Annotated in this window: 15 protein-coding genes; 5 read left to right on the top strand and 10 right to left on the bottom strand. The window is 70.6% G+C overall.

The features are described from left to right. Positions 1 to 41: 41 nt before the first annotated feature. The 3 genes from PZE19_RS03065 to galT are packed head-to-tail and all read right to left on the bottom strand — an operon-like array spanning position 42 to position 4,028. Positions 42 to 1,553, bottom strand: a complete 1,512-nt coding sequence (locus PZE19_RS03065; protein WP_277859122.1) for a phosphohexomutase domain-containing protein — start codon at positions 1,551 to 1,553, stop codon at positions 42 to 44. Further along, positions 1,538 to 2,983: a galactokinase gene (locus tag PZE19_RS03060; protein WP_277859121.1), complete on the bottom strand. Its 1,446-nt coding sequence runs from the start codon at positions 2,981 to 2,983 to the stop codon at positions 1,538 to 1,540. Before PZE19_RS03060 ends, PZE19_RS03065 begins: the two co-directional genes overlap by 16 nt. Continuing rightward, complete coding sequence (gene galT, locus PZE19_RS03055) at positions 2,976 to 4,028, bottom strand: galactose-1-phosphate uridylyltransferase (RefSeq protein WP_277859120.1); 1,053 nt, start codon at positions 4,026 to 4,028, stop codon at positions 2,976 to 2,978. The genes PZE19_RS03060 and galT overlap by 8 nt, the downstream gene beginning before the upstream one ends. A gap of 251 nt (positions 4,029 to 4,279) precedes the next feature. Between galT and PZE19_RS03050 the strand changes: the two genes are divergently transcribed. The 3 genes from PZE19_RS03050 to PZE19_RS03040 all read left to right on the top strand — a co-directional run bounded on the left by PZE19_RS03050 (position 4,280) and on the right by PZE19_RS03040 (position 7,284). Next, positions 4,280 to 5,239, top strand: a complete 960-nt coding sequence (locus tag PZE19_RS03050) for an LOG family protein (RefSeq protein WP_277859119.1) — start codon at positions 4,280 to 4,282, stop codon at positions 5,237 to 5,239. Positions 5,240 to 5,271: 32 nt separating this feature from the next. After that, positions 5,272 to 6,498, top strand: a complete 1,227-nt coding sequence (locus PZE19_RS03045; RefSeq protein WP_277859118.1) for a hypothetical protein — start codon at positions 5,272 to 5,274, stop codon at positions 6,496 to 6,498. Positions 6,499 to 6,669: 171 nt separating this feature from the next. Then, on the top strand, positions 6,670 to 7,284 hold the full coding sequence (locus PZE19_RS03040; protein ID WP_277859117.1) for a 3-keto-disaccharide hydrolase: 615 nt from the start codon (positions 6,670 to 6,672) through the stop codon (positions 7,282 to 7,284). Here the strand turns inward: PZE19_RS03040 and PZE19_RS03035 are convergent. From PZE19_RS03035 to PZE19_RS03015, 5 genes are all read right to left on the bottom strand, one after another. Then, a complete protein-coding gene (locus PZE19_RS03035; protein ID WP_277859116.1) occupies positions 7,272 to 7,499 on the bottom strand; it encodes a hypothetical protein in 228 nt (75 codons plus the stop codon). The two genes, PZE19_RS03040 and PZE19_RS03035, sit on opposite strands and share 13 nt — an antisense overlap. Then, entirely contained in the window at positions 7,496 to 8,263 is a 768-nt protein-coding gene (locus PZE19_RS03030) for a site-2 protease family protein (protein WP_277859115.1), read from the bottom strand. The genes PZE19_RS03035 and PZE19_RS03030 overlap by 4 nt, the downstream gene beginning before the upstream one ends. Positions 8,264 to 8,463: 200 nt before the next feature. Then, positions 8,464 to 10,650, bottom strand: a complete 2,187-nt coding sequence (locus PZE19_RS03025; protein WP_277859114.1) for a site-2 protease family protein — start codon at positions 10,648 to 10,650, stop codon at positions 8,464 to 8,466. A 67-nt stretch (positions 10,651 to 10,717) separates the two neighbouring features. Beyond that, positions 10,718 to 11,650, bottom strand: coding sequence for an efflux RND transporter periplasmic adaptor subunit (locus PZE19_RS03020; RefSeq protein WP_277859113.1), 933 nt, complete (start codon positions 11,648 to 11,650; stop codon positions 10,718 to 10,720). A 99-nt stretch (positions 11,651 to 11,749) separates the two neighbouring features. Beyond that, complete coding sequence (locus tag PZE19_RS03015; protein WP_277859112.1) at positions 11,750 to 13,846, bottom strand: efflux RND transporter periplasmic adaptor subunit; 2,097 nt, start codon at positions 13,844 to 13,846, stop codon at positions 11,750 to 11,752. Between the two features lie 436 nt (positions 13,847 to 14,282). Here PZE19_RS03015 and PZE19_RS03010 point away from each other — a divergent pair, with 436 nt between their 5' ends. Together PZE19_RS03010 and PZE19_RS03005 are read left to right on the top strand one after the other, a co-directional pair. Next, complete coding sequence (locus tag PZE19_RS03010; RefSeq protein ID WP_277859111.1) at positions 14,283 to 15,929, top strand: porin; 1,647 nt, start codon at positions 14,283 to 14,285, stop codon at positions 15,927 to 15,929. Positions 15,930 to 16,066: 137 nt separating this feature from the next. Further along, positions 16,067 to 17,221, top strand: a complete 1,155-nt coding sequence (locus PZE19_RS03005) for an NAD-dependent epimerase/dehydratase family protein (protein ID WP_277859110.1) — start codon at positions 16,067 to 16,069, stop codon at positions 17,219 to 17,221. Here PZE19_RS03005 and PZE19_RS03000 read toward each other — a convergent pair. Together PZE19_RS03000 and PZE19_RS02995 are read right to left on the bottom strand one after the other, a co-directional pair. After that, positions 17,148 to 18,929: an SUMF1/EgtB/PvdO family nonheme iron enzyme gene (locus PZE19_RS03000; RefSeq protein ID WP_277859109.1), complete on the bottom strand. Its 1,782-nt coding sequence runs from the start codon at positions 18,927 to 18,929 to the stop codon at positions 17,148 to 17,150. The two genes, PZE19_RS03005 and PZE19_RS03000, sit on opposite strands and share 74 nt — an antisense overlap. Positions 18,930 to 19,058: 129 nt before the next feature. Beyond that, a complete protein-coding gene (locus PZE19_RS02995) occupies positions 19,059 to 20,786 on the bottom strand; it encodes a right-handed parallel beta-helix repeat-containing protein (protein ID WP_277859108.1) in 1,728 nt (575 codons plus the stop codon). Positions 20,787 to 20,814: the final 28 nt, after the last annotated feature.

Raw genomic sequence — 20,814 nt, 5'->3', positions numbered from 1 at the left:
AGGGTCGATGGGGAGAGGGGGGGATCGGAACGCGGGCCTCGTCAGCCCTGGTACTCGGCGCCGGCGCCGTGGCGGGCGACGACCTCGGCGATCTCGCGCCGGGCCCGGCTCGCCAGCTCGGGGACGGCCGCGACGACCTCCCAGCGAGCCAGGCCGTCCTCGCTCTGCGAGACCCGCTGGCAGACCTGGAGCCAGTCGGCCGGCAGCCGCGTGTGCTGGTCGACGTCGAACGGCAGCCCCCGGCGCAGGAGGGTGGCCTCCAGGTCCATGCCGTTCTTCATCCGGCTCATCGTCGCCGCCCCGCGGGCCTCGAAATGCTCGCGGACGGCGTCGAGCGCCTCCTGGCGGCGGGCGTCGGTCGGGAATTTGTAGCCCCATTCCCGCTCGCGGGCCGTCGTCTTCTGGATCTCGAACAGACGGTCGAACCGCTCGGGATCCTCCGACCAGACGCGGGCGACCAGCAGGGCCAGGTAGAGCGTGTTCTCGGTGCAGTATCGGCCGCCGCCGGGGGGCGAGAAGGCCTCGTAGAAGTGGGCCGATTCCTCGACGGCGCCGAGCCGACTCGGGTCGTCGATCAGGCTCTGTTTGATCTGGGAATGACCGTTGCGGATCACGTCGACGGTCAGGCCGCAGCGGGCCATCTCGACGATCGCCAGCGGATTGCACTTGAGGTCGGCGAAGACGCCCAGGCCCTCGCCCGGGAACCGCTTGCGGATCTCGGGGAGGATCGCCGCGTAGACGAAGCTCGACGAGAGGTACGCGCCGTCGCCCCGGTAGACGTCGAGCCGGTCGCCGTCGCCGTCGAAGAACATGCCGGCCAGGAACCCGCCGGCCGTCATCGCCTCCAGCCCCTCGCGGATCACCGCCGGCTTCACCGGGTTGGGGTCGCCCAGCGGGAACGCGCCGTCGGCGGCGAAGTGCATCGGATGGAGCGCCGCGCCCGCGCGGGTGAAGGCCAGCCCCATCTCGCGGCCGGCGGCGCCGAACAGGTAGTCCTGGAACAGCCTCACGCCCCGCAGCGAGCCCGGCTCGACGCCGGCGAGGTCCATGCTGAAGCGGACGAATTCGTCGGTCGGGTCGTCGGCCGTGATGCGGCCCGGCGCGGACGCGGCGGACGAAAGCCCGAACTCGTAGAAACGCTGGATCTCGTCGAGCCCTCCGCTCGGGCCGATCGCGCGGGCGATGGGCGCGACTCCGGGGCCGAGGATCTTCCGTCCCGTATCCCCGGCGGGGTTGTGCGAGGCCCCGACCATGACCGCCGCCAGCTCGGGCCGCCGCATCGCCGCGAAGTAGAAGGCCGACGTCGAGGCGACGCCGGGGAGCCAGACGACGTCCAGGCCCGCCTTGCGATAGACCTCGGCGGCGATCGTCAGGTACTTCGGGCCGGTGGAGCGGGCGTCGTGGGCGAGGACCACGCCGGGGGCCTTGAGGACGTCTCGGAAGTAGAGGGCCTCGGCGTGCGACAGCCGCTCGGCCAGCTCGGGCGTCAGGTCGGCCGAGGGCGTGCGGATGTCGTAGGCGCGGAACATCGAGAGGTTCAAGGCGTCGGGCACGTTCGCTCCTCCCGGCTGATCGTGTGCAGTCGCGTCCCGAACTGGCAGGCGCCGGGAGACGACCCCTCGAAGACGTGGGCCGCACGGCCGGTCTCGCGGCCGTAGCGGCGGGCCAGTTCGGCGACGGCCGCGCCGGCGTCGGCCTTTCCCAGGATCGCGACCGTGCCGCCGCTGCCGCCGCCGGTGATCTTGGCCCCATACAGGCCGGCGGCCGGGCCCGCCTCGCGGACCAGCTCGACGAGCCGGTCGGTGCCGCCCGAGCCCAGGCCGCAGGCCGAATAGCTGGCGTGCGAGCCGGCCATCAGCTCGCCCATCGCCCGCAGCGAAGCCTCGTCATGGGCCGATCCCAGCAGCGCGGCGAACCGGCGCACGCGGTCGTTCTCGTAAACGGGGTGGGCCGTCGGCTGCCGGACGGCGTACGTCCGGGCCGGGTCGACGCGGGTGACGGGGTCGGTCAGCCCCTGGTGGCGTTCGAGGAACTCCGCGCCGGAGATCGTCTCGGGCAGGCGGTCGCGGAACCGGCGCTCGAATTCCTCGGGCGTCACGTTCGCCAGGAACCCGCGCCAGGCCGGGTCGTCGATGGTCAGGACGCCGGCCTCGTCGCGGCCCGAGGGCCGCAGGCCCGCCAGGTCTGCGAGGATCCGGTAGCCCATGAACGCCCCCGTGCGGACGGCCCCGTAGTCGCTGCCGCCGACCGCGTGGCGGATCCCCGAGTCGACCCCCCAGAAGCCGATCGACGCCGGGATCGGCACGAAGCCTCGCACCTCGGCCGGCTGGCAGAGCAACGCGAGCAGCTCGCCCTCCCGGCCCAGGGCCGAGGCCGTCTGGTCCATGATCCCGCACGGCGCGCCGACGACGTAGTTCTCGACCCGCTGGCAGAGCGACGCCAGCCGACTCCCTTCCAGCTCCAGGCCGGTCGCCGCCGCGACGGCCCGCATCGTCGCGACCTCCACCGCCGCGGAGGAGCTGACCCCCTTGCCCTCGGGGACCTCCGACCGCACCAGGATCCGCAGGCCGCGGCCGAACCGCCCCCCTTCCTCGCGGGCCAGAACCACCAGCACCCCGGCGACGTACCCGGCCCAGGAGGCGTCCGGGACGCGGCCCAGGAGTTCCCGGGCCCGCTCGTAGGAGGCGTCCAGCAGAATGTCCAGCGCGTCGCGGTCGAGGGCGAACGATCGCGAGGGGCCGCCGGCCTCGACGGCCTCGCTGACGATCCGCAGTCCCTCCCCTTCCCCGACCTCCTGCACGGCGACGAGGGCCGCCTCGCGGATCGGCATCTGGAGCACCAGCGAGCCCGAGTAGTCGGCGATCCCGCCCATGACGTCGAGCCGCCCCGGCGCGCGGGCGACCGCGATCGGCAGGCCGGCCTCGAAGAGGGCGCCGGAGCCCGCCGCCGCGAGCGAACGGAGGAACGCCTCGACGTCATCCACGGTCGGCCTCCTTCGCCGGATCGCGGTGCTTGTAGTGGACCGTCGAGACGGCGAGCAGCTCGGCCGCCTTCTCCTCGGGGCAGGTGTCGCTCAGGAAGCTCCCCCCGCCGACCTCGGGGCCGGCCAGGTACTTGAGAAGGCCGGGCTTTCGCAGGGGCGGGTGGAACTCGATGTGGAAATGGAACCCTTCGTGCCGCCGGCCGTCGGTCGGGGCCTGGTGCAGGGCCATGACGTACGGGAAGGACATCTCCCACAGGTTGTCGAAGCGGATCAGCACGGCTTCGAGCACGCCGGCCAGGTCGTCGATCTCGGCCGCCGACAGCTCGGCGAGGTTCTGGTGCGGCTCCTTGGGGGCGACGAACGTCTCGTAGGCGTAGCGGGCGAAATAGGGGATGAAGCCGATCGCCGAGCCGTTCTCGGCCAGGATCCGGCGGCCGTCGGCCTGCTCGGCGGCGATCACGTCCTGCATCAAGGTCCGGCGCTCCCGCGACCAGTACCGGCCGCCGATCTCGGCCTCGTTGGCGATCGTCTTGAAGACGAAGTTGGTCGCGTAGATCTGGCAATGGGGATGCGGGTTCGAGACCCCGACGACCTCCCCCTTGTTCTCGAACATCAGGACGTGCGCGACCTCGGGCCGGCCCGCCAGGTCGCGGAACTGGTCCTGCCAGGCCGTCAGCAGGTCGACCGCGCCGGCGCGGCCCAGCTCCGCCAACGTCAGGTCGTGGCGCGGCGTGTAGCAGACGACGCGGGCCACGCCCGAGGCCCGCTCGACCCGGTACGGCGGCGGCGGCTCGGGCAGGTCCGCGGGCGCGTCCGGGCCGACGCAGGGCAGGTCGTTGTCGAAGACGAAGACGCCCCGGTAGTCGGGGTTCCGCACGCCGCCGACGCGGGCGTTGCCCGGGCAGAGGTAGCACGTCGGGTCATACCGCGGCACGAGCCTGGCGGGCCCGCCGACGCTCCCGCCCGTCCAGGGACGGTTGTTCCGGTGGGCGGCCAGGACCACCCACTCCTCGCGCAACGGGTGCCAGCGCTGTTCCCAATTCATCGACGACCCTGGCCCTGAAGGCCGATAGGCGAGCCTCCGCACAGGCGATCGATCCCCCGCGGCGGGGCCGATCGGCTCGCACGCCCACCACCGTATCCGACCGGTCGCCGCTCCGCCAGCCGACAGCGGCCCCGCGGGGCCCCCCGCCGCGACCCGTTTCCCGGCGGCCCCGGCGCGTATAATGCGAATAGACGAGAAAGCACGACGGCGCGACCCGCCTCTCCCACGCTACGAGGAAAGCAGACGGTTTCATGGATCACGATCAAGACGCCCCCGAGTCGTCCTGCGGGGGGCTGGCGAATGGACGCCAGGGCGATGGGGCGGACGGCCGGAAAACCCGAATCATCCAGAGGCCCCCGGGGGCCCGGCGCGGCCTGAACCCGCGGATGAAGGCCGCCGAGCCCACCGAGGACGAGCAGCTCCTGAATCGTGCGACGACGAGCGAAAAGCGGCCCCCCTCGCCCCGCATGCCCGAGCTGGGCGCGTTCACCCACGAGGAGCCCTGGCGGGTCCTGCGGATCCAGGGCGAGTTCGTCCACGGCATCAACGCCCTCGCCGAGGTCGGCGCGGCGGTGAGCGTCTTCGGCTCGGCCCGGCTGGGCGAGGCCGACCCGCTCTACGCCGACGCGCGGAAGCTCGGCCGGCTGCTCTCCGAGGCCGGCTTCGCCGTCATCACCGGCGGCGGCCCGGGGATCATGGAGGCGGCGAACCGCGGCGCGCAGGAGGCCGGCGGCTACTCGATCGGCTGCAACATCGAGCTGCCCTTCGAGCAGGCGACCAACCCGTACACCGACCTCTCGATCAACTTCCGCTACTTCTTCGTCCGCAAGACGATGTTCGTCAAGTTCTCGGACGGCTTCGTCATCTTCCCCGGCGGCTTCGGCACGCTCGACGAGCTGTTCGAGGCCCTCACGCTGGTCCAGACGCGGAAGATCAAGCGGTTCCCGATCCTGCTCTATGGCAAGGCCTACTGGCAGGGCCTGATCGACTGGGTCGTGTCGACCCTGCTGGAACGCAAGACGATCTCGCCCGAGGACATGAATCTCCTAATCGCCACGGATTCGCTCGAAGAGATCCGCGACGTTCTCGTAGAATGCTACCAGACCCGGTGCTGGGAGGCCTGGAAGCACTCCGTCGGCGCCAGCCTCGACGCCGACCCGCCCGGCGCCCCCGCGACGGCCGTCGACCCGACCAAGGCCGACGCCCAGTAAGGCCGAACGACCCGACCCGAAGGGGACCGACGATGAAAGACCCCAAGACGCCGGAGCCGAGCCCGGCCGCCACCGCCGTCGCCGAGCCCGGCTTCCCCGACCTCGACGCCCGGCTCGACGGCGGCGGCCCCGCGGAGGCCATCGACCGCCTCGTCGCCGACCTGGAGCGCGACGGCAACTACCGCCTGCTGCTCGACGCGCTCCTGCTGAAGGCCCGACACGAGCTGGGCCTCCCCCTGATCCAGGTCGGCCGCTACGCCGACCTGCCCGAGGCCGATCGGCTGCGGTTCGAAGAGCGCTACGTCGAGGCCCTGCGCCACGTCGGCTCGCGGTTCCTGGCGGCCGGCGAGATCCCGACCGCCTGGGCCTACTTCCAGGCGATCGGCGAGCCCGGCCCGGTGGCCGAGGCTCTCGCCGCCCTGCCGACCCCCGACGACCCGGACCGGATCGGCCCGCTCATCGACGTCGCCTTCCACCAGGGGGCGAACCCGACGCGTGGCTTCGAGTGGATCCTGCGGAGCTACGGGCCTTGCCCGGCGATCACGGCCCTGGAGCAGTCGGGCCCCGCCGACCCGGCCGTCCGGACGGCCTGCGTCGAGCGGCTGATCCGCCACCTCCACGAGTCGCTCGTCGACAACATCCGCGCCGACGTCACCCGCCGCGGCCAGCCCCAGGCCGCGGCGGGGGCCGGGATCGCCGAGCTGATCGCGGGCCGCGACTGGCTCTTCTCGGACGACGCCTACCACACCGACGTCTCGCACCTGACCACGGTCGTCCGCTGGTCGGCGACGGCGGCCGACCCCGAGGCCCTCCGCCTGGCGCTCGACCTGACCGAGTACGGCCGCCGGCTCTCGCCGCGGCTCCAGTACGACTCGGCGCCGCCGTTCGAGCGGACCTTCGAGGACCACAACGTCTACCTGAAGGCGCTCACGGGCCGCGACGTCGACGCCGCCGTCGCCCATTTCCGGGCCAAGCTGGACGAGCGCGACCCGTCCGAGGACGGGGACGTCCAGAGCACCATCCCCGCCCAGGTCCTCGTCAACCTGCTGATGCGGGTGGGCCGGCAGGACGAGGCGGTCGAGGTCGCGACGGAGCATCTCCTGGACGTGCCCGACGGCCTGCTCGCCTGCCCCTCGATCGCCGAGCTGTGCCAGCGCTCGGGCCGGCTGGACCGGCTGGCCGCGGCGGCGGTCCGGATGAAGAACCCGGTCCATTACCTGGCCGCCCGGATCCAGGCCGGGGAGGCGGAGCCCTCTTAACCCCGGCCGAATTTCGCAGAAGCCGACCCGGATCCACCCATCGGCTTCGGGATAGGGCATAATCAGTGTGGATGCGGGCGCGTCGCCCATCGACCCCCGCGTCCAGACGCGTCCCAACGCCGGGCCGCCCCGAGATCCGGCTCCCGAATCCTGCACCGCGAGGCTTCCACGATGAGACGTCTGCTGGGGGCGATCCCGACCGTCCTGCTGTCGACGGTGCTCCTGCTCGGATTCGACGAGCCCCCCCCGGCGGCCCCCCTCTTCGACGGCAAGTCGCTGGAAGGGTGGGTCGCCGAGCACGGCGACGGATTCGTCGTCCGCGACGAGGTCCTGACGAGCAAGCCCGGCAGCGGCTGGCTGCGGACCGCCAAGGCGTACAAGAACTTCCAGCTCGACCTGGAGTTCCGGATCTTGAAGGAAGGCTCCGAGGGGGGGCTCTTCTTCCGCACCAACCCCGAATCCGCGCCGGCCGAGCCGTTCTGGCCCGCACGCGGCTACCAGATCCCGCTGGCCGACGGCGAGGGCAGGCTCATGCTCTTCGGCCACGGCACCAATCCGCCCCGGTTCGAGCGCAAGGCCGACGCCCTCAAGACGGCCGCGAAGGAGCCGGGCGCCTGGCAGAAGCTGTCGCTCAAGGCGATCGGCCCCCACGTGGAAGTCAGCCTCAACGACGTGCTCGTCACCGTGGCCGACGACGTCGATCCCGCGGGCGGGCACCTCGGGCTGTACGACAAGACCGGGCCCTACGAGTGGAAGAACCTGACGATCCGGGTTCAGCCCGACTGATGTCCCGCCTCGTCGCGGGTCCCGTCGTCCCAGCGCAGGCCGAGGGCCGCCAGCTCGGCGGCGGGGACGTCCTCGAAGCGGCTGAGCAGGAAGTCCCGCCCCCAGTCCTCGTTCTCGATCGCGTCGAGCGGCGGCAGCCCCTCGCCCTCCGGCCGCGCCGCGAGAATCGCGTAGGCTTCCGCGACCCCCAGTTCGACCACCGGCTTCAAGCTCATCGCACGCCGCCCCACGAGGAGGCCCGCGACGCGGCCGAGGCGGGCGCCAGCCGCCAGACGCCCTGATCGGTCTGGACCCAGCGGTAGCCCGCCGGCGCGCTCCAATCGACGCCCTCGACGGAGCCCCCCCGACGCCGCTCCTCGGCCAGAACGCCCGCCTCTTCGGCCCCCCCCGCCATGTAGATGAAGGCGGCGAGCGCGACCGGGAGAAGGTCGAGGTTCAGCAGGCTGTAGACCCCGAAGCCGACCGCCAGCGCCCGGCCCACGCTCGCCGCGAACGTCGTGGCCCGCGCCCGGCCGAGCCAGCCGCTGAGCATGGCCCGCAGCACGCGGCCGCCGTCCATCGGGAACGCCGGGATCATGTTGAACGCGGCCAGCACCAGGTTCACCACCAGCAGCTCGGCGAAGAACTCGCCCATCCCGGCGGTCGAAAAGACGCCGAGCGAAAGATAGAGACCGGCCGCGATCGCCAGGTTCACGGCGGGCCCCGCCAGCGCGATCGCCAGCTCCACGCCCGGGGCGCGGGGCATTCGCGTCAGGCGGGCGACGCCGCCGATCGGGTAGAGGGTGATGTCGGCCGTCTCGATGCCGAAACGCCGGGCCGCCAGGGCGTGGCCGAACTCGTGCAGCAGCACGCAGCCGAACATCGCCAGGAGCAGCGGCAGGCGCGTGCGGGCTTCCTCGAAAAGGAAGATCAGGAAGAAGGTCGGGTGCAGGAATACGTCGATCCCCGCGATCCGGCCGAGTTTCCAGGAGAGTCTCATCGGGGCTGCGCTTCCTTCTATGGTGAACGACGGGGGATCGACGACCTCCTCATCGGTACACCTATCATTCGACGTCGCCCCCTCGAAAGTTCGCCGGAAAAGCGTCCGGCCGTCGACGCGACGAGGCCCGGGCGCGATCGAGGGGATCGCGTCCGGGCCGTCGCGGGCCTCGTCGGTTCCGGCCGCCGGCCGGGCCTCGCTCAGATGGTGAAGTGGAAGGTCTTGGTGAGGAGCCGCCAGAGCCACCAGCCGAAGGTGTGGGTGCCGGCGTCGAGCTTGGCGAACCCGCGCTGGCCGGGATGGAATTCCAGGTTGGGGTTCTCGATCGGGATCACGACCTCGTAGACGGCCGACTGGGGCTTGACCTGGCCGGTCTTGGGGTCGGGCTTGGCGGCGATCTCGCCGCCGGCCGTGTTCGACAGCTCGGGGGGGATCTCCTCGCGGTTGCGCTTGGCGATCTGCGCGACCTCGCTCTTGAGCGTCAGCTCGGACCGGCCGTAGACCTTGACCCACGCCGGGACCTTGCGGTCGAGCCGGATCAGGTCGATGTCCGACTGGTCGACGATCAGGTGAGCCTCCAGGTGGTGGGGGTCGGCCACCTCGCAGAGGGCCTTGCCGGGCTTGATCCACTGCCCCAGGGTCTCGGGGAGCGGGACGCCCAGCACCTGGCCGTCGCGGGGGGCGGTGATGACCAGCTTGCCGAGCTGCTCGCTGATCTTCGCCAGCGCCGGCTCCAGCTCCTCGGCCATCCGGACGCACTGGCGGGCCGTCGCGCGGCCCTCGTTCTCGGGGCTGCGGCTGTAGTGGAGGGCCTTGAACCAGTACGTGTCGTGCTCCGACTGGCGCTGGATCAGCTCCTTCTGCTTGTCGCGGTTGACGAGCTTGGCGAGGACCGCGCCCTCCTTGACCCAGTCGCCGTCGCGGACGTTGAGCTCGACCAGCTGGCCCTCGACCTCGGTGTAGAGTTCGGTGGGCTTGGCGGGCGACAGGACGAACGTGCCCTGGACGCGCAGCGGGGTGGGGATCAGCAGGATCCCGGCCACGGCGGCTGCGAACGCCGCGGCGAACGCGGCCGCGCGAGCTTTCTTCACTTTGCGCATCCTCCCGGGCGTGCGTAGGAACTTACCGATCTGGTAGATGGGCATGGCCAGCAGAGGCACGAGCGAGCCCAGGGCCAGCATGTAGCTGACCGCCTGCAGCTTGTACGGCTTGAGGACCTGCGACAGGAAGAACAGGATGCTGAACGTGACCACCCAGCGGTACAGGTAGCTTGCCACCGCGTAGGTCACGAAGAGCGACCGCCGCGACCGCGGCATGTAGCTCTGGACGGGGACTTCCAGGCCGAGCACCTTCTCCTGGATCAGGTAGGTGAAGAACTGGGTGCTCTTGATCCGCAGGTTGGGGATCTCCAGCCAGTCCGACATCACGTAGTAGCCGTCGTACCGCAGCAGCGGGTTGGCGTTGAACAGCACCGTGTTCACCGAGCAGATGAACATGACGGCCATCGACAGGCTGTTCAGCAGCCCCTGCTCGGTGTTGAACCAGACGAAGGTCGCGATGCTGGCCAGGAACAGCTCGACGTAGATGCCGGCGGCCGAGATCCAGATCCGGTGCCACTTGTTGGGCAGCAGCCAGCTGTCGGTCACGTCGCAGTAGAGGGCCGGCGTCAGGACGAGGAAGAGCATCCCCATCTCGTGGACCTCGCCGCCGTAATGCTTGGCGGTGAGCCCGTGGCCGAACTCGTGGATGATCTTCACGACGGCCAGGCTGATCCAGAACGTGAAGATCGTCCACCAGTTGAAGAAGCTCTGGAACTCGGGGAGCTTGGCGTAGAACTGGCTCCACTCGCTGACGACCAAGGTCAAGGCGGCGAGCATCAGGGCGACGCTCCCGACGACGAACCAGCGGGTGAAGATCCAGCGGAAGGCCGGGTACATCCAGGTCAGCAGCCGCTCGGGGTCGAGGACCGGGATCTTGATGAACAGGATGTTGGCGAGGAACCCCCAGACCTTCCGCCACTTGTTCTTGCGGCGGCGGCGGATCAGGGCGGCGGCCTGCTCCGGGCTGTCGATCTGGACGACGCCCGCCTCGTGGAGCTGGGCGACGAACCGCGTCAGGTCGTCGATCGAGATCGTCTGGGGCCGGTACTTGCGCTCGAAGGCCCGCTTGACGTCCTGGAGGTTGTTCTTGCCGTCGAACTGCTGCAGCAGGAAGTACTCCTCGATCTTGAATCGGAAGTACTTCAGCGCCAGCGGGTCCTTGATGACGTAGTGGGTCATCCCCTCGTAGAACTGGGGCTGGACCACGAGATCCGGGCGGAGCTTCACCCGGAGGTGCTCGGCGGCCTGTCCGTAGGGGGCCGGGGTGGTGGAGGGGGCGGCGCTCATCGATCGGCGTTCCTCGGCGGTTCCGTGCGGAAGGTCCTCGTCCCGGCCCGGTTCGACGCGACGAAATTCAGCGGGCCGTCGGCGACGGCCGGGCGGCGACGTCGTCGCTCAGGAAGATGGTCAGGGCCGCCTTCACGCCGGGCCGCAGCTCGAGGTTCGGGTTCTCGAACTCGGCGCGGACGCGGACGGCGCTCTCGGCGATGGCCTGGACCTGGGGGTCGACGAATTTGATGACGCCCCGGAAGACCTTGCGTTCGATCGGCTGGTCGCCGCGGCTCCCCTCGAGGCGGGCCTGCAGCTCGACGACCTGGCCGACCTTGACGCGGAAGGCGTAGTCGATGGGCACGAACGCGGTGGCCGAGAGCCGGGCCAGGTTGCCGATCTGGACGACGGCCTCGTTCGCCCGCACGCTCTCGCCGGGCTCCTTGTAGCGCTTGATGACGATGCCGGGGAACGGCGCGGCGATCGTGTGCTCCTTGAGCATCTGGACGGCCAGGGCCAGCTCGGCCTCGTTGATCGCGTCCTGCTCCTGGGCCTCCTTGAGCTGGGCCATGGCGACCTTGAACTCGCCCTCGGACTTGGTCATCTCCTCCTGGGAGACCATGTCGGCCTTGCGGGCGACCAGCCGGCGGTTGCGGGCGACGACCGAGGCGGCGACCTCCTTGGCGGCGTCGGCCTTCAGGATCGGGCCCTCGTTCTCGGCCGTGAGCTTGCTCTTGGCGACGGTCAGCTCGGCGATCTCCTTGTGGAGCGTGCCGATGACCGCGCCCTCCTGGACGGCGTCGCCCAGGCGCAGCTCCATCTTCTCGATGACGCCCTCGCGGAGGGCGGCGACGTCGGACTTCTCGATCCAGTCGATGGTGGCGAGCTGGTCGTGGGAGTCGAGGACGAGGGTGGCGGCGGCGGGAGACTGGGCGGGCCCGCTCTGGCCGACGGCGGCCATGGACAGGGTCGCCAGGGCGCTCAGGCCCACGAATGCGGCGGTCTTCCAGGTGGTCATTTCGGGGCGATCCTCCACTCGAGACGTTCGGAAGCGGTGTAAGGGGGGCCCGGTGGGACGCGCCGGGCTCGCGAGGTTCGGGATCCGGGGGGCCGAGGCTCAGCGGAGGAACGGCCACCGGAAGAGGACCGACTCGTGCCACACCTGGACGACCTTGCGGAACAGGACGTAGGCCAGGCGGGCGTCGCCGCAGTCGATCCGGGCGCGGACCTCGGCGCCGGGGCGGAACTCCTGGTTGCGGGCCAGGAACTCGTTGCGGACCGCGTCGTTGAAGCCGACGACGACCTTCACCGTGTGCCGCTGCTCGGCGCTCTCGGTCTTGGTCTCCGCCTTCGACGCGATCCGCCGGATGTAGCCCTGGTACCGGTGCTCGGGCTCGGTCATCACCACGAAGTAGGCCGAGAGGGCCGAGCCGGCCGGCTTGGCCCCGGCGGCGACCTCGGCGTCGAGCTTCGACTGGGCGGCGAGGATGGGCCCCATGTCGTCGTCGGGGACCTCGACCTCCAGCACCCACTCGCCGTCGGTCTCGGCGAGCTGGAGCAGCTCGGTGCCGATGTCGACCGGCCGGCCCAGCAGGTTCTGCTTGACCTGCCAGGTGGTGATGATGCCGTCGTGGGGGGCGACCACCGACATCGCCTGGATCTGCTCCTTGGTGATGTCGATCTGCTCCTTGGTGCTGCGGGCGGTGATCTGGGCCTCGGTGAGCTGGGCCTCCAGCTGCAGCGCCTCCTGCTTGTTCTGCTCGCGCTGGTTGGCCGCCTGCTCCTGCTGGCGGAGGATCAGGCCCTGCGAGTTGGCCTTGTTGTACTCGGCCTGGAGCTTCTTCAGCTCCTTCTCCAGCTCGCGGCTGTCGAGGCGGGCGATCACCTCGCCCTGCTTGACGTGGCCGCCGTGCTCGACGGGGACGTCGACGATGATGCCGGGGTTGGGGGCGTAGACGATGCTCCGCTTCTCGGGGAGCAGCGAGCCGCGGCCCTCGATCCGCAGGTTCCAGGGGACGAAGGTCAGGGCCGCGATGATCGCCACGACCAGGGCCAGCACGGCCAGGATCTTGGCGAGGGTCCGGCCCCGCAGCAGCCGCCAGGGCGAGCCCATCGCCTTGAGCACCGGCCGGAGGAAGATCCGGTGGTGCTCCTGGGCGTTCCAGAGGGCCGTCGAGGCGTGCCGCGAGACCACCTCGGTCCGGGCGTGCATGTCGGTCGGGGCGACCTCGTCGCCGATCTGCTCGGCGATCAGGCAGCCGTAGGCCACCTTCTCCTTGCGCTCGGTCCCCTCTTCCTTCTCGGGCTTGTAGAGCAGGACCACGGCGACGGCCTTCGAGCCCGACTCGTCGACGTACAGCTCCAGGGCGTCGCGGATGTCGGGGGCGAAGCCCTCGGTGTGGCCGGTGTAGACCAGGTCCTCGCCCGACCGCAGGACGGCCTTGCAGAGCTTGGTCAGCTCGCGGACCTGGTTCGACCGCTGCTCGACGACCTCCTGGCCGCTGATCGCCTCGACCAGGGTCCGCCCCGAGAGCTTCAGGGCGACGCTCAGGCGGTCGCAGCCGACGAGCCGCTTGCCGTCGTTGACGACCGCGTAGCACGTCTCCTTGAAGTCGAGCGTGTGGTGGATCTGGTGGGTGAAGGTCTCGAGCTGGTTCCACATCCGCTGCTGCGAGACCATCTGCCGCATCTGGCGGTTCTTCAGATAGTTCGCGGCCAGGTCGGTGAGGTCGCCGACGAACCGCAGCGTGCTCTTCTGCTGGGCCGCCCGCCGCGAGGGATCCATCAGGATCTCGAGCAGGCCGACGACCTGCTTGTCGACGATCAGCGGGGCCAGGATCACCGTCAGGTGGGTCGGGTTGAACGCCTGGGGCATGCCCTCGATCACCGCGCCGGGGGGGATGACCTGGGGCTGAGTGGCCTGGATCATGCAGCCGAGCAGCGCGTCGTGCGGGGCCGTCTTGACGCGGCCGTCCATCAGGCCCGTCTGGGCGAAGTCGAGCTGGTACTGGAGCCTCAGCCCGCCGCGGCCGTCCAGCAGCCAGAAGGCGCCCCCGGACGCGGCGGTGGCCGCCACGGCCCGGTTGAGGAACTCCCCGTAGAACTCGGCCGGCTGGACGTCCGACTCGGCCAGGTCGGCGATCTCGGCCACCAGCTTGCGGATCTGATTCTTCGTCTGCTCGAGCAGACCGGCGTCGATGGTTTCTTCCGGCATGGTGGTACCAGTTCTTGAAGGGGCCGGGCCGTCTGGATACACCCCGGCGGGTTCCTCGTCCACTCGGCTGCCGCCGCGACGCACCCCGCCGCCCACGAGCGAATCGGCGCGCGATGCAGCCTGACGCAGACAACGGGACGGCGTCGATCGCCACTTTCCTGACGTCGCCGTCGAAAATCCTCGAGAGGCCCTCCGCCCGCGCCCCTCGCCCGCCCGAACCCACGGATCCGCCCGGACATCGAACGCGTGCCGGATTCCGCGGGGGCCCATCCCGTCGGATCCGACTTTGACGGTCGGGCGATCAAGCCGGGCGCGCCGTCGGCCGATACTCTCCGAGGACGGATCCGCGTCGAAAAATCCCGGGAGGGGTGCGGCCGTCCCGGACCATGGGGGTCCAGAGAGGCTGGAGCGACGGGGGGGGGGAACGGCGGAATCGATGCGGTCCAGGTTGTTCGTCATGCTGGCGTCGTGCTTCTTGCCCGCCGGGGCGTTTGCGGCCGACGAGCCGACGACGCCCTCCCGCGCGGCCGCCGACGCCGGCGCGCTCGACGCCCGCTTCCGCGACCTGGAGGCCATGAACCGGGCGATTCTCGAACGGCTCGACCGCTCCGAACGCGAGCGAAAGGCGGCGGACGAACGCTACCGGTCCCTGGAGGACCGGTACGACGAGCTGCGTCGTCAGCTCGACGGCGAGGACGAAGGCCCTCGCGGACCGAAGGCCGAACCCGAGGGCGAGGCCGCGACCGGGCTCGACCCCCTGCCCCGCTCGGAAGCTTTCAAGGACTCGCCCTCGGATCGCGACGAATCGACGGGCGACCAGGCGGACGAGTCGGCCGGCCCTCGGCCGTGGGACGAGCTTCCGCTGCGGGCCCTGCTCAACGACGAGGGCTTCGGCCTGCGGTCGTGGGACGACGAGTACCAGCTCCGCTTCCGGGTCCTGGACCAGACCGACTTCAAGGTCTTCTCGCCGGGGAACCAGGTCCCCGCGGCCAGCGGCCTGTACATCCCCCGCGTGCGCGTCTACTTCGAGGGCCGGCTCACCAAGCTGTTCGACTACGAGGTCTCGATCCAGCGCAGCGTCGAAGGCGTCTGGGACCTGCTCGACGGCAACGTCGACGTCAACTTCAGCCCGCGCTTCCGCCTCAAGTTCGGCCGGACCCTGGTGCCGTACAGCTACGACTGGTACGACCACCTGGAGCAGTACTTCATCACCCCCGAGCGGTCGCTCTTCCCGCTCAACTTCGGCCTTTCGCGGTCGGCCGGCCTCATGGCCCATGGGCTCCTGTTCGACGAACGCCTGCAGTACGCCGTCGGCGGCTTCGACGGCCATCTCAGCGGAGTCGCCGACGAGAACACGACGCGCGACGTCGTCTCGTACCTCAACTTCAAGCCGTTCCTGAAGTCCGAGGGGATGAGCCTGCTGCGCGACCTCAACGTCGGCGTCTCGGGCTACATCGGCAACCAGGTCCTGCCCCAGCAGCCGCTGCCGATGCGGACCTCGCTCCAGTCGTCGGAGAACGACGAGGCCGCCCAGCGCGCGACCTCGGTCTTCATGGTGTTCAACGAGGACGCCTACATCAGCGGCGAGCACTCCGCCCTGGCGGCCCACCTCGCCTGGTACGCCGGCGGGATGTCGTTCGAGGCCGAATGGCAGGGGAGCCGCGACCATTACACTCGCAGCGGCATCCCTTTCCGGTTGTTCTCGGTGCCGGTGAGCGGCAACCACTTCACGCTCGCCTACTTCCTCACCGGAGAGAAGGTCCGCGACCGCAGCCGGGTCGATCCCCTCCGCCCCTTCGACCCCGGGCGGAATTCGTGGGGCCCCGGCGCCATCGAGCCGTTCGCCCGCTACAGCGAGCTGAGCCTGGGCGACGAGGTCTTCCGCGCCGGCCTGGCCGACCGCAACCTCTGGACCAACGGCATGGGCATGACCGACGTCGGCTTCAACTGGTACCTGACGAGCTACCTGAAGCTCTACTTCGACTGGCAACGCTCGTACTATGACAGCCCGGTGCAGCTCAACTCCGAGCTGCGCAGCCTGACCAACGACCTCTTCTGGATCCGCGGGCAGCTCTACTACTGACCCCGACGCCGCCGACGCCTCGGTCGCCCTTGAGGTTTCGGCGGCGATGCCGATAATCGTCCCGGGGGCGAAACCTGAGGCGAAGCAGGGGGTCGACGAGACGTGAAGTCGGGTCGCGAAGGATCGAGGTCGACCGCATGAGCCAGTCCAACGCCCCTCGTCGGGCCCTCGTCACCGGCGCGACCGGGCTGCTGGGGAGCCATCTCGTCGAACGCCTGCGGGCGCGGGGCGACGGCGTCCGGGCGCTCGTCCGGGCGTCCAGCGACACGACGTTCCTCGACGAGCTGGGCGTCGAGTCCTCTCCGGGGGACCTGCTCGATGTGGCCTCGGTCGAGCGGGCCCTGGACGGCGTGGACGTCGTCTACCACTGCGCGGCGAAGGTCGGCGACTGGGGACCCTGGCGCGAGTTCCAGGTCGGCGGCATCGACGCCACCCGCAATCTCGCCGAGGCGTCGGCCCGCGCCGGCGTCGCGCGGTTCGTCCACGTCAGCTCCACGAGCGCCTACGGCCATCCCCGCGACCGCGAGGAGCCGATCGTCGAGTCGCATCCGCTGGGCGAGAACATCTGGGTCCTCGACTACTACACCCGGAGCAAGGTCGAGTGCGAGCGGATCCTGTGGCGGATGGCCGAGGAGGGCCGGTTGCCGCTGACCGTCATCCGCCCGAGCTGGATCTTCGGCGAACGCGATCGGACCACGATCCCCCGGCTGATCCGCGAGTTCCGCTGGGGCCGGGTCTCGATCGTGGGGAAGGGCGACAACCCCCTGAGCGCCGTGTACGCCGGCGTGGTGGCCGACGCCGCGATCCTGGCGGCCGACGACCCGGGCTCGAAGGGCGAGGCGTACAACATCACCAGCCACTCGCCGATCACCCAGCGCGAGTTCCTGGACATGCTCGCCGACGCGATCGGCGTCCCCCGAGTGACCTGGCGGTATCCCTCCTGGTACGCGTTCTACGGCGGGTTCGCGCTCGAGCTTCGGGAACGCCTGCTGCGCAACCCGAAGCCCCCCCGCGTCACGCGGTACGGGGCCTGGCTGCTGGGCCGCCGCCTCAGCTACAGCACCGAGAAGGCCCGCCGCAAGCTGGGCTGGACTCCCGCCCTGACCTACCGCGAGAGCCTCGACCGCACGGTGCGCTGGTTCCTGGAAGACGAGGCCGCGCGGGTGCCGCACCGCCGGACGCCGGCGATGGTCGCCGTCCGCCGCGCCCTGGGCGGGTTCAGAACGGCTCGACCGGCTGGGCCGCCTTCGTCGCCGGATTCGACGCCGGCCGCGTCGGAGCGGGAGCCGTAGCCGGGGCGGGGGCGGGGGCGGCGATCGTCTCGGTCCGGGCCGCCGACCGCTCGACCTGCAGGGCGCAGCGGAAGCCGACGTAGTTGAGCCGCTTCTCGGGGCCGATCGGCTCGCGACTCGAAGCCGCGCCGAGCTTGCCCCCCTTCACGACCACGTCGTACTTGCCCGCCCTGGCCCCCGGGCCGACCGGGTCGTCGACCACCTGGCCGGCCAGGGTGCGGTAATAGCCGCGGTCGAAGACGTCGGCCGTCCATTCCAGGACGTTGCCGGCGAGGTCGAAGACCTCATACGGCGACTTGTCCTCCGGGAACGACATGACCGCGTCGACCTGGCGGGGCGCCCGCTTCTTGGCGTATTGCGCGGGCTCGTCCCCCCAGGGGTAGATGCGGCCGTCGGTGGTTCGCGCGGCGGCCTCCCACTGGGCCTCGCTCGGCAGCGCCTTGCCGGCCCACTCGGCGAAGGCCGCGGCGTCGGCCAGGTTGACCATCACCATCGGCTTCGCCTCCGCCTCGACCTTGTCCTTGTCGTCGCTCAGGGGCCAGGTCATGGCGGGACGTCCCCGGTAGCGGGTCTCGAGCAGGAAGCGTCGGAACTGGCCGACGGTCACCTCGTGCTGGTCGATGTAATACGCCGACAGCCGGACCTTGTGCTCGGGCGAGGCGAATTGCTGGTCGCGTTCCTCGCCCATCAGGAAGACGCCGCCCGGGACGAAGACCATCGGCGCGCCGTCGCGGTCGCCGAGGATGACGAGGGGCCAGCCGGAGGGGTCCGAGCCGGCCCCGGGCTTGGCCGCGAAGCCGGCGGGGAGCCGACGATCGGGCAGCTCGCCGGGCGATTCGGGCTGGACCGTCGCCGCGACGCCGCCGGGGGCCGCGATCGTCTCGGGCGGATTGACCGGCGGGACGAGGCTGGCGTTGCCGCGGACCTCGACGGTCGGCGGGCGAGCGTCGACCACGGCCGGCGGGGGCGCGGGCTGCGTCGGAGGCTGGGGCGCGGGGGCCGCGGCGGCGACGGTCGGGCCTTCCAGGAAGAGCGGCATGTTCTGCGACGGCCGCTTGAGGGCCTCCTGCGCCTCGGCGGCCGTCTTGGTGTTCTTGTAGCCCTTGGCGAGCTGTTCCAGCAGGGCGACGGCCTCGTCGGTGCGGCCGTTCTTGGCCGACTCCCGCGCCCGCGCGAGCATGGCGCGGGCCTCGGACTCCAGGTCCGGCTTGGTGACCGCGGGGGCGGTCTCGACCACGTAGCCGTCCTCGGGCGGCAGGGCGCCCATCGGGAACGGGTCGTAGAGGAAGAAGCTGTAGACGAGGTAGCACGCCAGGCCGACCACGAAGAGGATCAGCCCGCCCGAGGCCACGCGGATCCGCTGGCGGGTCTCGTACGTGTCGAGGACCGGGGTGTCCTCGATCAGGACCTTCTTCTCGCCCTTGTCGTTCAGCTCGGCCTTGGCCTTGATCCCGGTCTTCCGCCCGACCCCGCTGTCGTCGGAAGACGAGCGTCGGCGTTGGGGGGGCGGCTCGGGAGCCTTCGCCTTGGATTTCGAGGGCGTCGCGGGCGGGAGCGGCTCGTCGTCCGGGTCCGCCTTCCACATCCGCGGCAAGGGCTGTCCCGGCGCGCGGGGCGGGGTCGGCTTGACGGGCGGCGGATCGGCCTCGGGCTGATCCGACTCCGGGAGGTCGGCCAGGTTGTATTCGTCCGGAGCGTCACCGTTCATGGGCCGGCGTCCCCTGAGATTCGCGCGGGGGAGGGAAGAGTGGCGGACCCTTCCAGCGTACTCCGCGAGGGCCCGGTCGGACAGGCGGATCCCGTCTCTCCGACATTCTTCGGGCTGCCAGGGCGGCTTTCAACGGGCCGGAAGGATACCCAGCCTCACGCCGGGCACGTCGCCCTGGGGATAGCAGCCCATCTCCCGAGCCGGGCCGTCGGCAGGCGTGCGGAAGTCGCGCGCGAGGAGGTCCGCGACGCGGAATTCGCCGGCCCGGCCTTCGCGCTCGAAGCCCAGCGCGGATCGCACGTCTTCCAGGCTCGCGAACGCGATGTGGCGTTTCCAGTCGACGCCCCAGACGAAGAGGGGCTGCCAGGGTCGCGCGTCGTAGAAATTGCCCTCGAAGGCGATCTTGAGCGTCTCCAGGCTCGGACCCGACGGGCCGCCCTTCGCCTTCTCGCCGGGCTGCTGCAGCGCGGCGGGCCAGTGCCGGCCGTCGTCCTGGTCGAACCAGCCTCGGACCTGGGCGTCGCGATTGAGCGCCAGGACGTTACGACGGATCCGCTCGTCGTGGTTCCACACCGGGCGTTCGGCGGGATCGTCGATGGTCGGCGTCGTGCGGCCCTGCTCGCGGAAGCTGAAGCCCTCGCGGTTGCCGACGATCAGGTTGCGCTCGATGAGGCAGCCCGGCGACGACGAGAGCGCGATCCCCGCGCCCGCGCCCCAGGCGCCCGGGGTGTCGCGGAAGCCGTTGCCGACGATCACGTTGTCGTGCGCGTGCAGGCCGTAGGAGATCTCGTAGAAGACGCCGGCGTCCTCGTTGTCGGCGATCAGGCAGTTGCGGACGACGCTTTGCTCGTTGCCGATGTCGAACCAGACGCCGCAGCCCCGATTGGCCACAAACCGCGACTTCTCCAGCACCGCGCCGCGGCAAAGCGTGAGCTTGTCGCCGCCGGCCTCCCAGCCCCGGTTGAATCCCTTGACGTTGTTGCCGCTCACCTCGCACTCGGTGAACAGCAGGTTGTGCGCGCCGGCGGCCCCGAATCCGAGCTGCCCGTTGCCCCGGAACGCACAGCGGCGGACCGTCAGGTTGGGGGCCGCGAAGGTCGCGCCGCTGGAGTTCATCGCTTCGAAGATACAGTCCTCGACGAGGCCTTGATCGCCCTCGAAGATCGCCGCTCCATGCTGGGCCATGTTGGCCGCGTAGCGGAACCGGACACCGCGGAGATGGGTGTAAGCCCCCTTGCTCCGCCACAGCTCTTGCCGGCTCGACGCCTCGACCAGCGGCGGCGATTTGGTCAGGTCCGTATCGTCGCGCGGGCAGACGTAGAGCCGTTTGGCTTCCGGGTCGACGTAGAACGTCCCCCGTCCGAGTCCCTCGCGGCCGAGCGTTTGCAGGTGCGGGTAGCCCCCGATGAAGACCTGCTCGCAGCGGCCGATCATCCTGTGGTAGTCGTCGCCCGGATGCGTCCCCGACGGGTCCCACGCGATGAAGCGGTGCGGCCACGGGGCGCTGAAGACGTCCCGGCCGCCTGGCTCCCTTGTCCACTCGCGGATCACGTCGGCGCCGCTGACGACGACGGCCTCGCCGGGAGCGGCCTCGAACCGGATGGGCCGCTCGACCGTGCCGCTCGCCTCCACGGTGACGGACTCGCGATAGACCCCGCCGTGGATCACGACCCGATCGCCCGGCTCGACCTTCGCGGCGGCCTCCGAGATCGTACGGAGCTGGACGTCCGGCGGCAGCCCGCGCAACGGCTCGGGGGCGACGTGCCACGTCCGGGTGGACGTCGGCGCCGCCGCGAGGGAGAGCGTCGCCGAGGTGATCGCCACGGCCGCCAAAAGGGTCCGGAAGGATGTCCTCATCGTCGTCCCTTTCGAAGTCGATCGCCCC

Source organism: Paludisphaera mucosa, assembly GCF_029589435.1.
GTDB lineage: Bacteria > Planctomycetota > Planctomycetia > Isosphaerales > Isosphaeraceae > Paludisphaera > Paludisphaera mucosa.
The sequence above is the reverse complement of the archived record's forward strand: the minus strand, read 5'-3'. Positions and strand labels throughout refer to the sequence as shown.

Coding starts and splice junctions, on each gene's coding strand:
- PZE19_RS03015 (WP_277859112.1), bottom strand. CDS start 13,846: ATGCCGGAAGAAACCATCGACGCCGGTCTGCTCGAGCAGACGAAGAAT.
- PZE19_RS03025 (WP_277859114.1), bottom strand. CDS start 10,650: ATGAGCGCCGCCCCCTCCACCACCCCGGCCCCCTACGGACAGGCCGCC.
- PZE19_RS03035 (WP_277859116.1), bottom strand. CDS start 7,499: ATGAGCTTGAAGCCGGTGGTCGAACTGGGGGTCGCGGAAGCCTACGCG.
- PZE19_RS03040 (WP_277859117.1), top strand. CDS start 6,670: ATGAGACGTCTGCTGGGGGCGATCCCGACCGTCCTGCTGTCGACGGTG.
- PZE19_RS03020 (WP_277859113.1), bottom strand. CDS start 11,650: ATGACCACCTGGAAGACCGCCGCATTCGTGGGCCTGAGCGCCCTGGCG.
- PZE19_RS02995 (WP_277859108.1), bottom strand. CDS start 20,786: ATGAGGACATCCTTCCGGACCCTTTTGGCGGCCGTGGCGATCACCTCG.
- PZE19_RS03005 (WP_277859110.1), top strand. CDS start 16,067: ATGAGCCAGTCCAACGCCCCTCGTCGGGCCCTCGTCACCGGCGCGACC.
- PZE19_RS03045 (WP_277859118.1), top strand. CDS start 5,272: ATGAAAGACCCCAAGACGCCGGAGCCGAGCCCGGCCGCCACCGCCGTC.
- galT (WP_277859120.1), bottom strand. CDS start 4,028: ATGAATTGGGAACAGCGCTGGCACCCGTTGCGCGAGGAGTGGGTGGTC.
- PZE19_RS03050 (WP_277859119.1), top strand. CDS start 4,280: ATGGATCACGATCAAGACGCCCCCGAGTCGTCCTGCGGGGGGCTGGCG.
- PZE19_RS03030 (WP_277859115.1), bottom strand. CDS start 8,263: ATGAGACTCTCCTGGAAACTCGGCCGGATCGCGGGGATCGACGTATTC.
- PZE19_RS03000 (WP_277859109.1), bottom strand. CDS start 18,929: ATGAACGGTGACGCTCCGGACGAATACAACCTGGCCGACCTCCCGGAG.
- PZE19_RS03010 (WP_277859111.1), top strand. CDS start 14,283: ATGCGGTCCAGGTTGTTCGTCATGCTGGCGTCGTGCTTCTTGCCCGCC.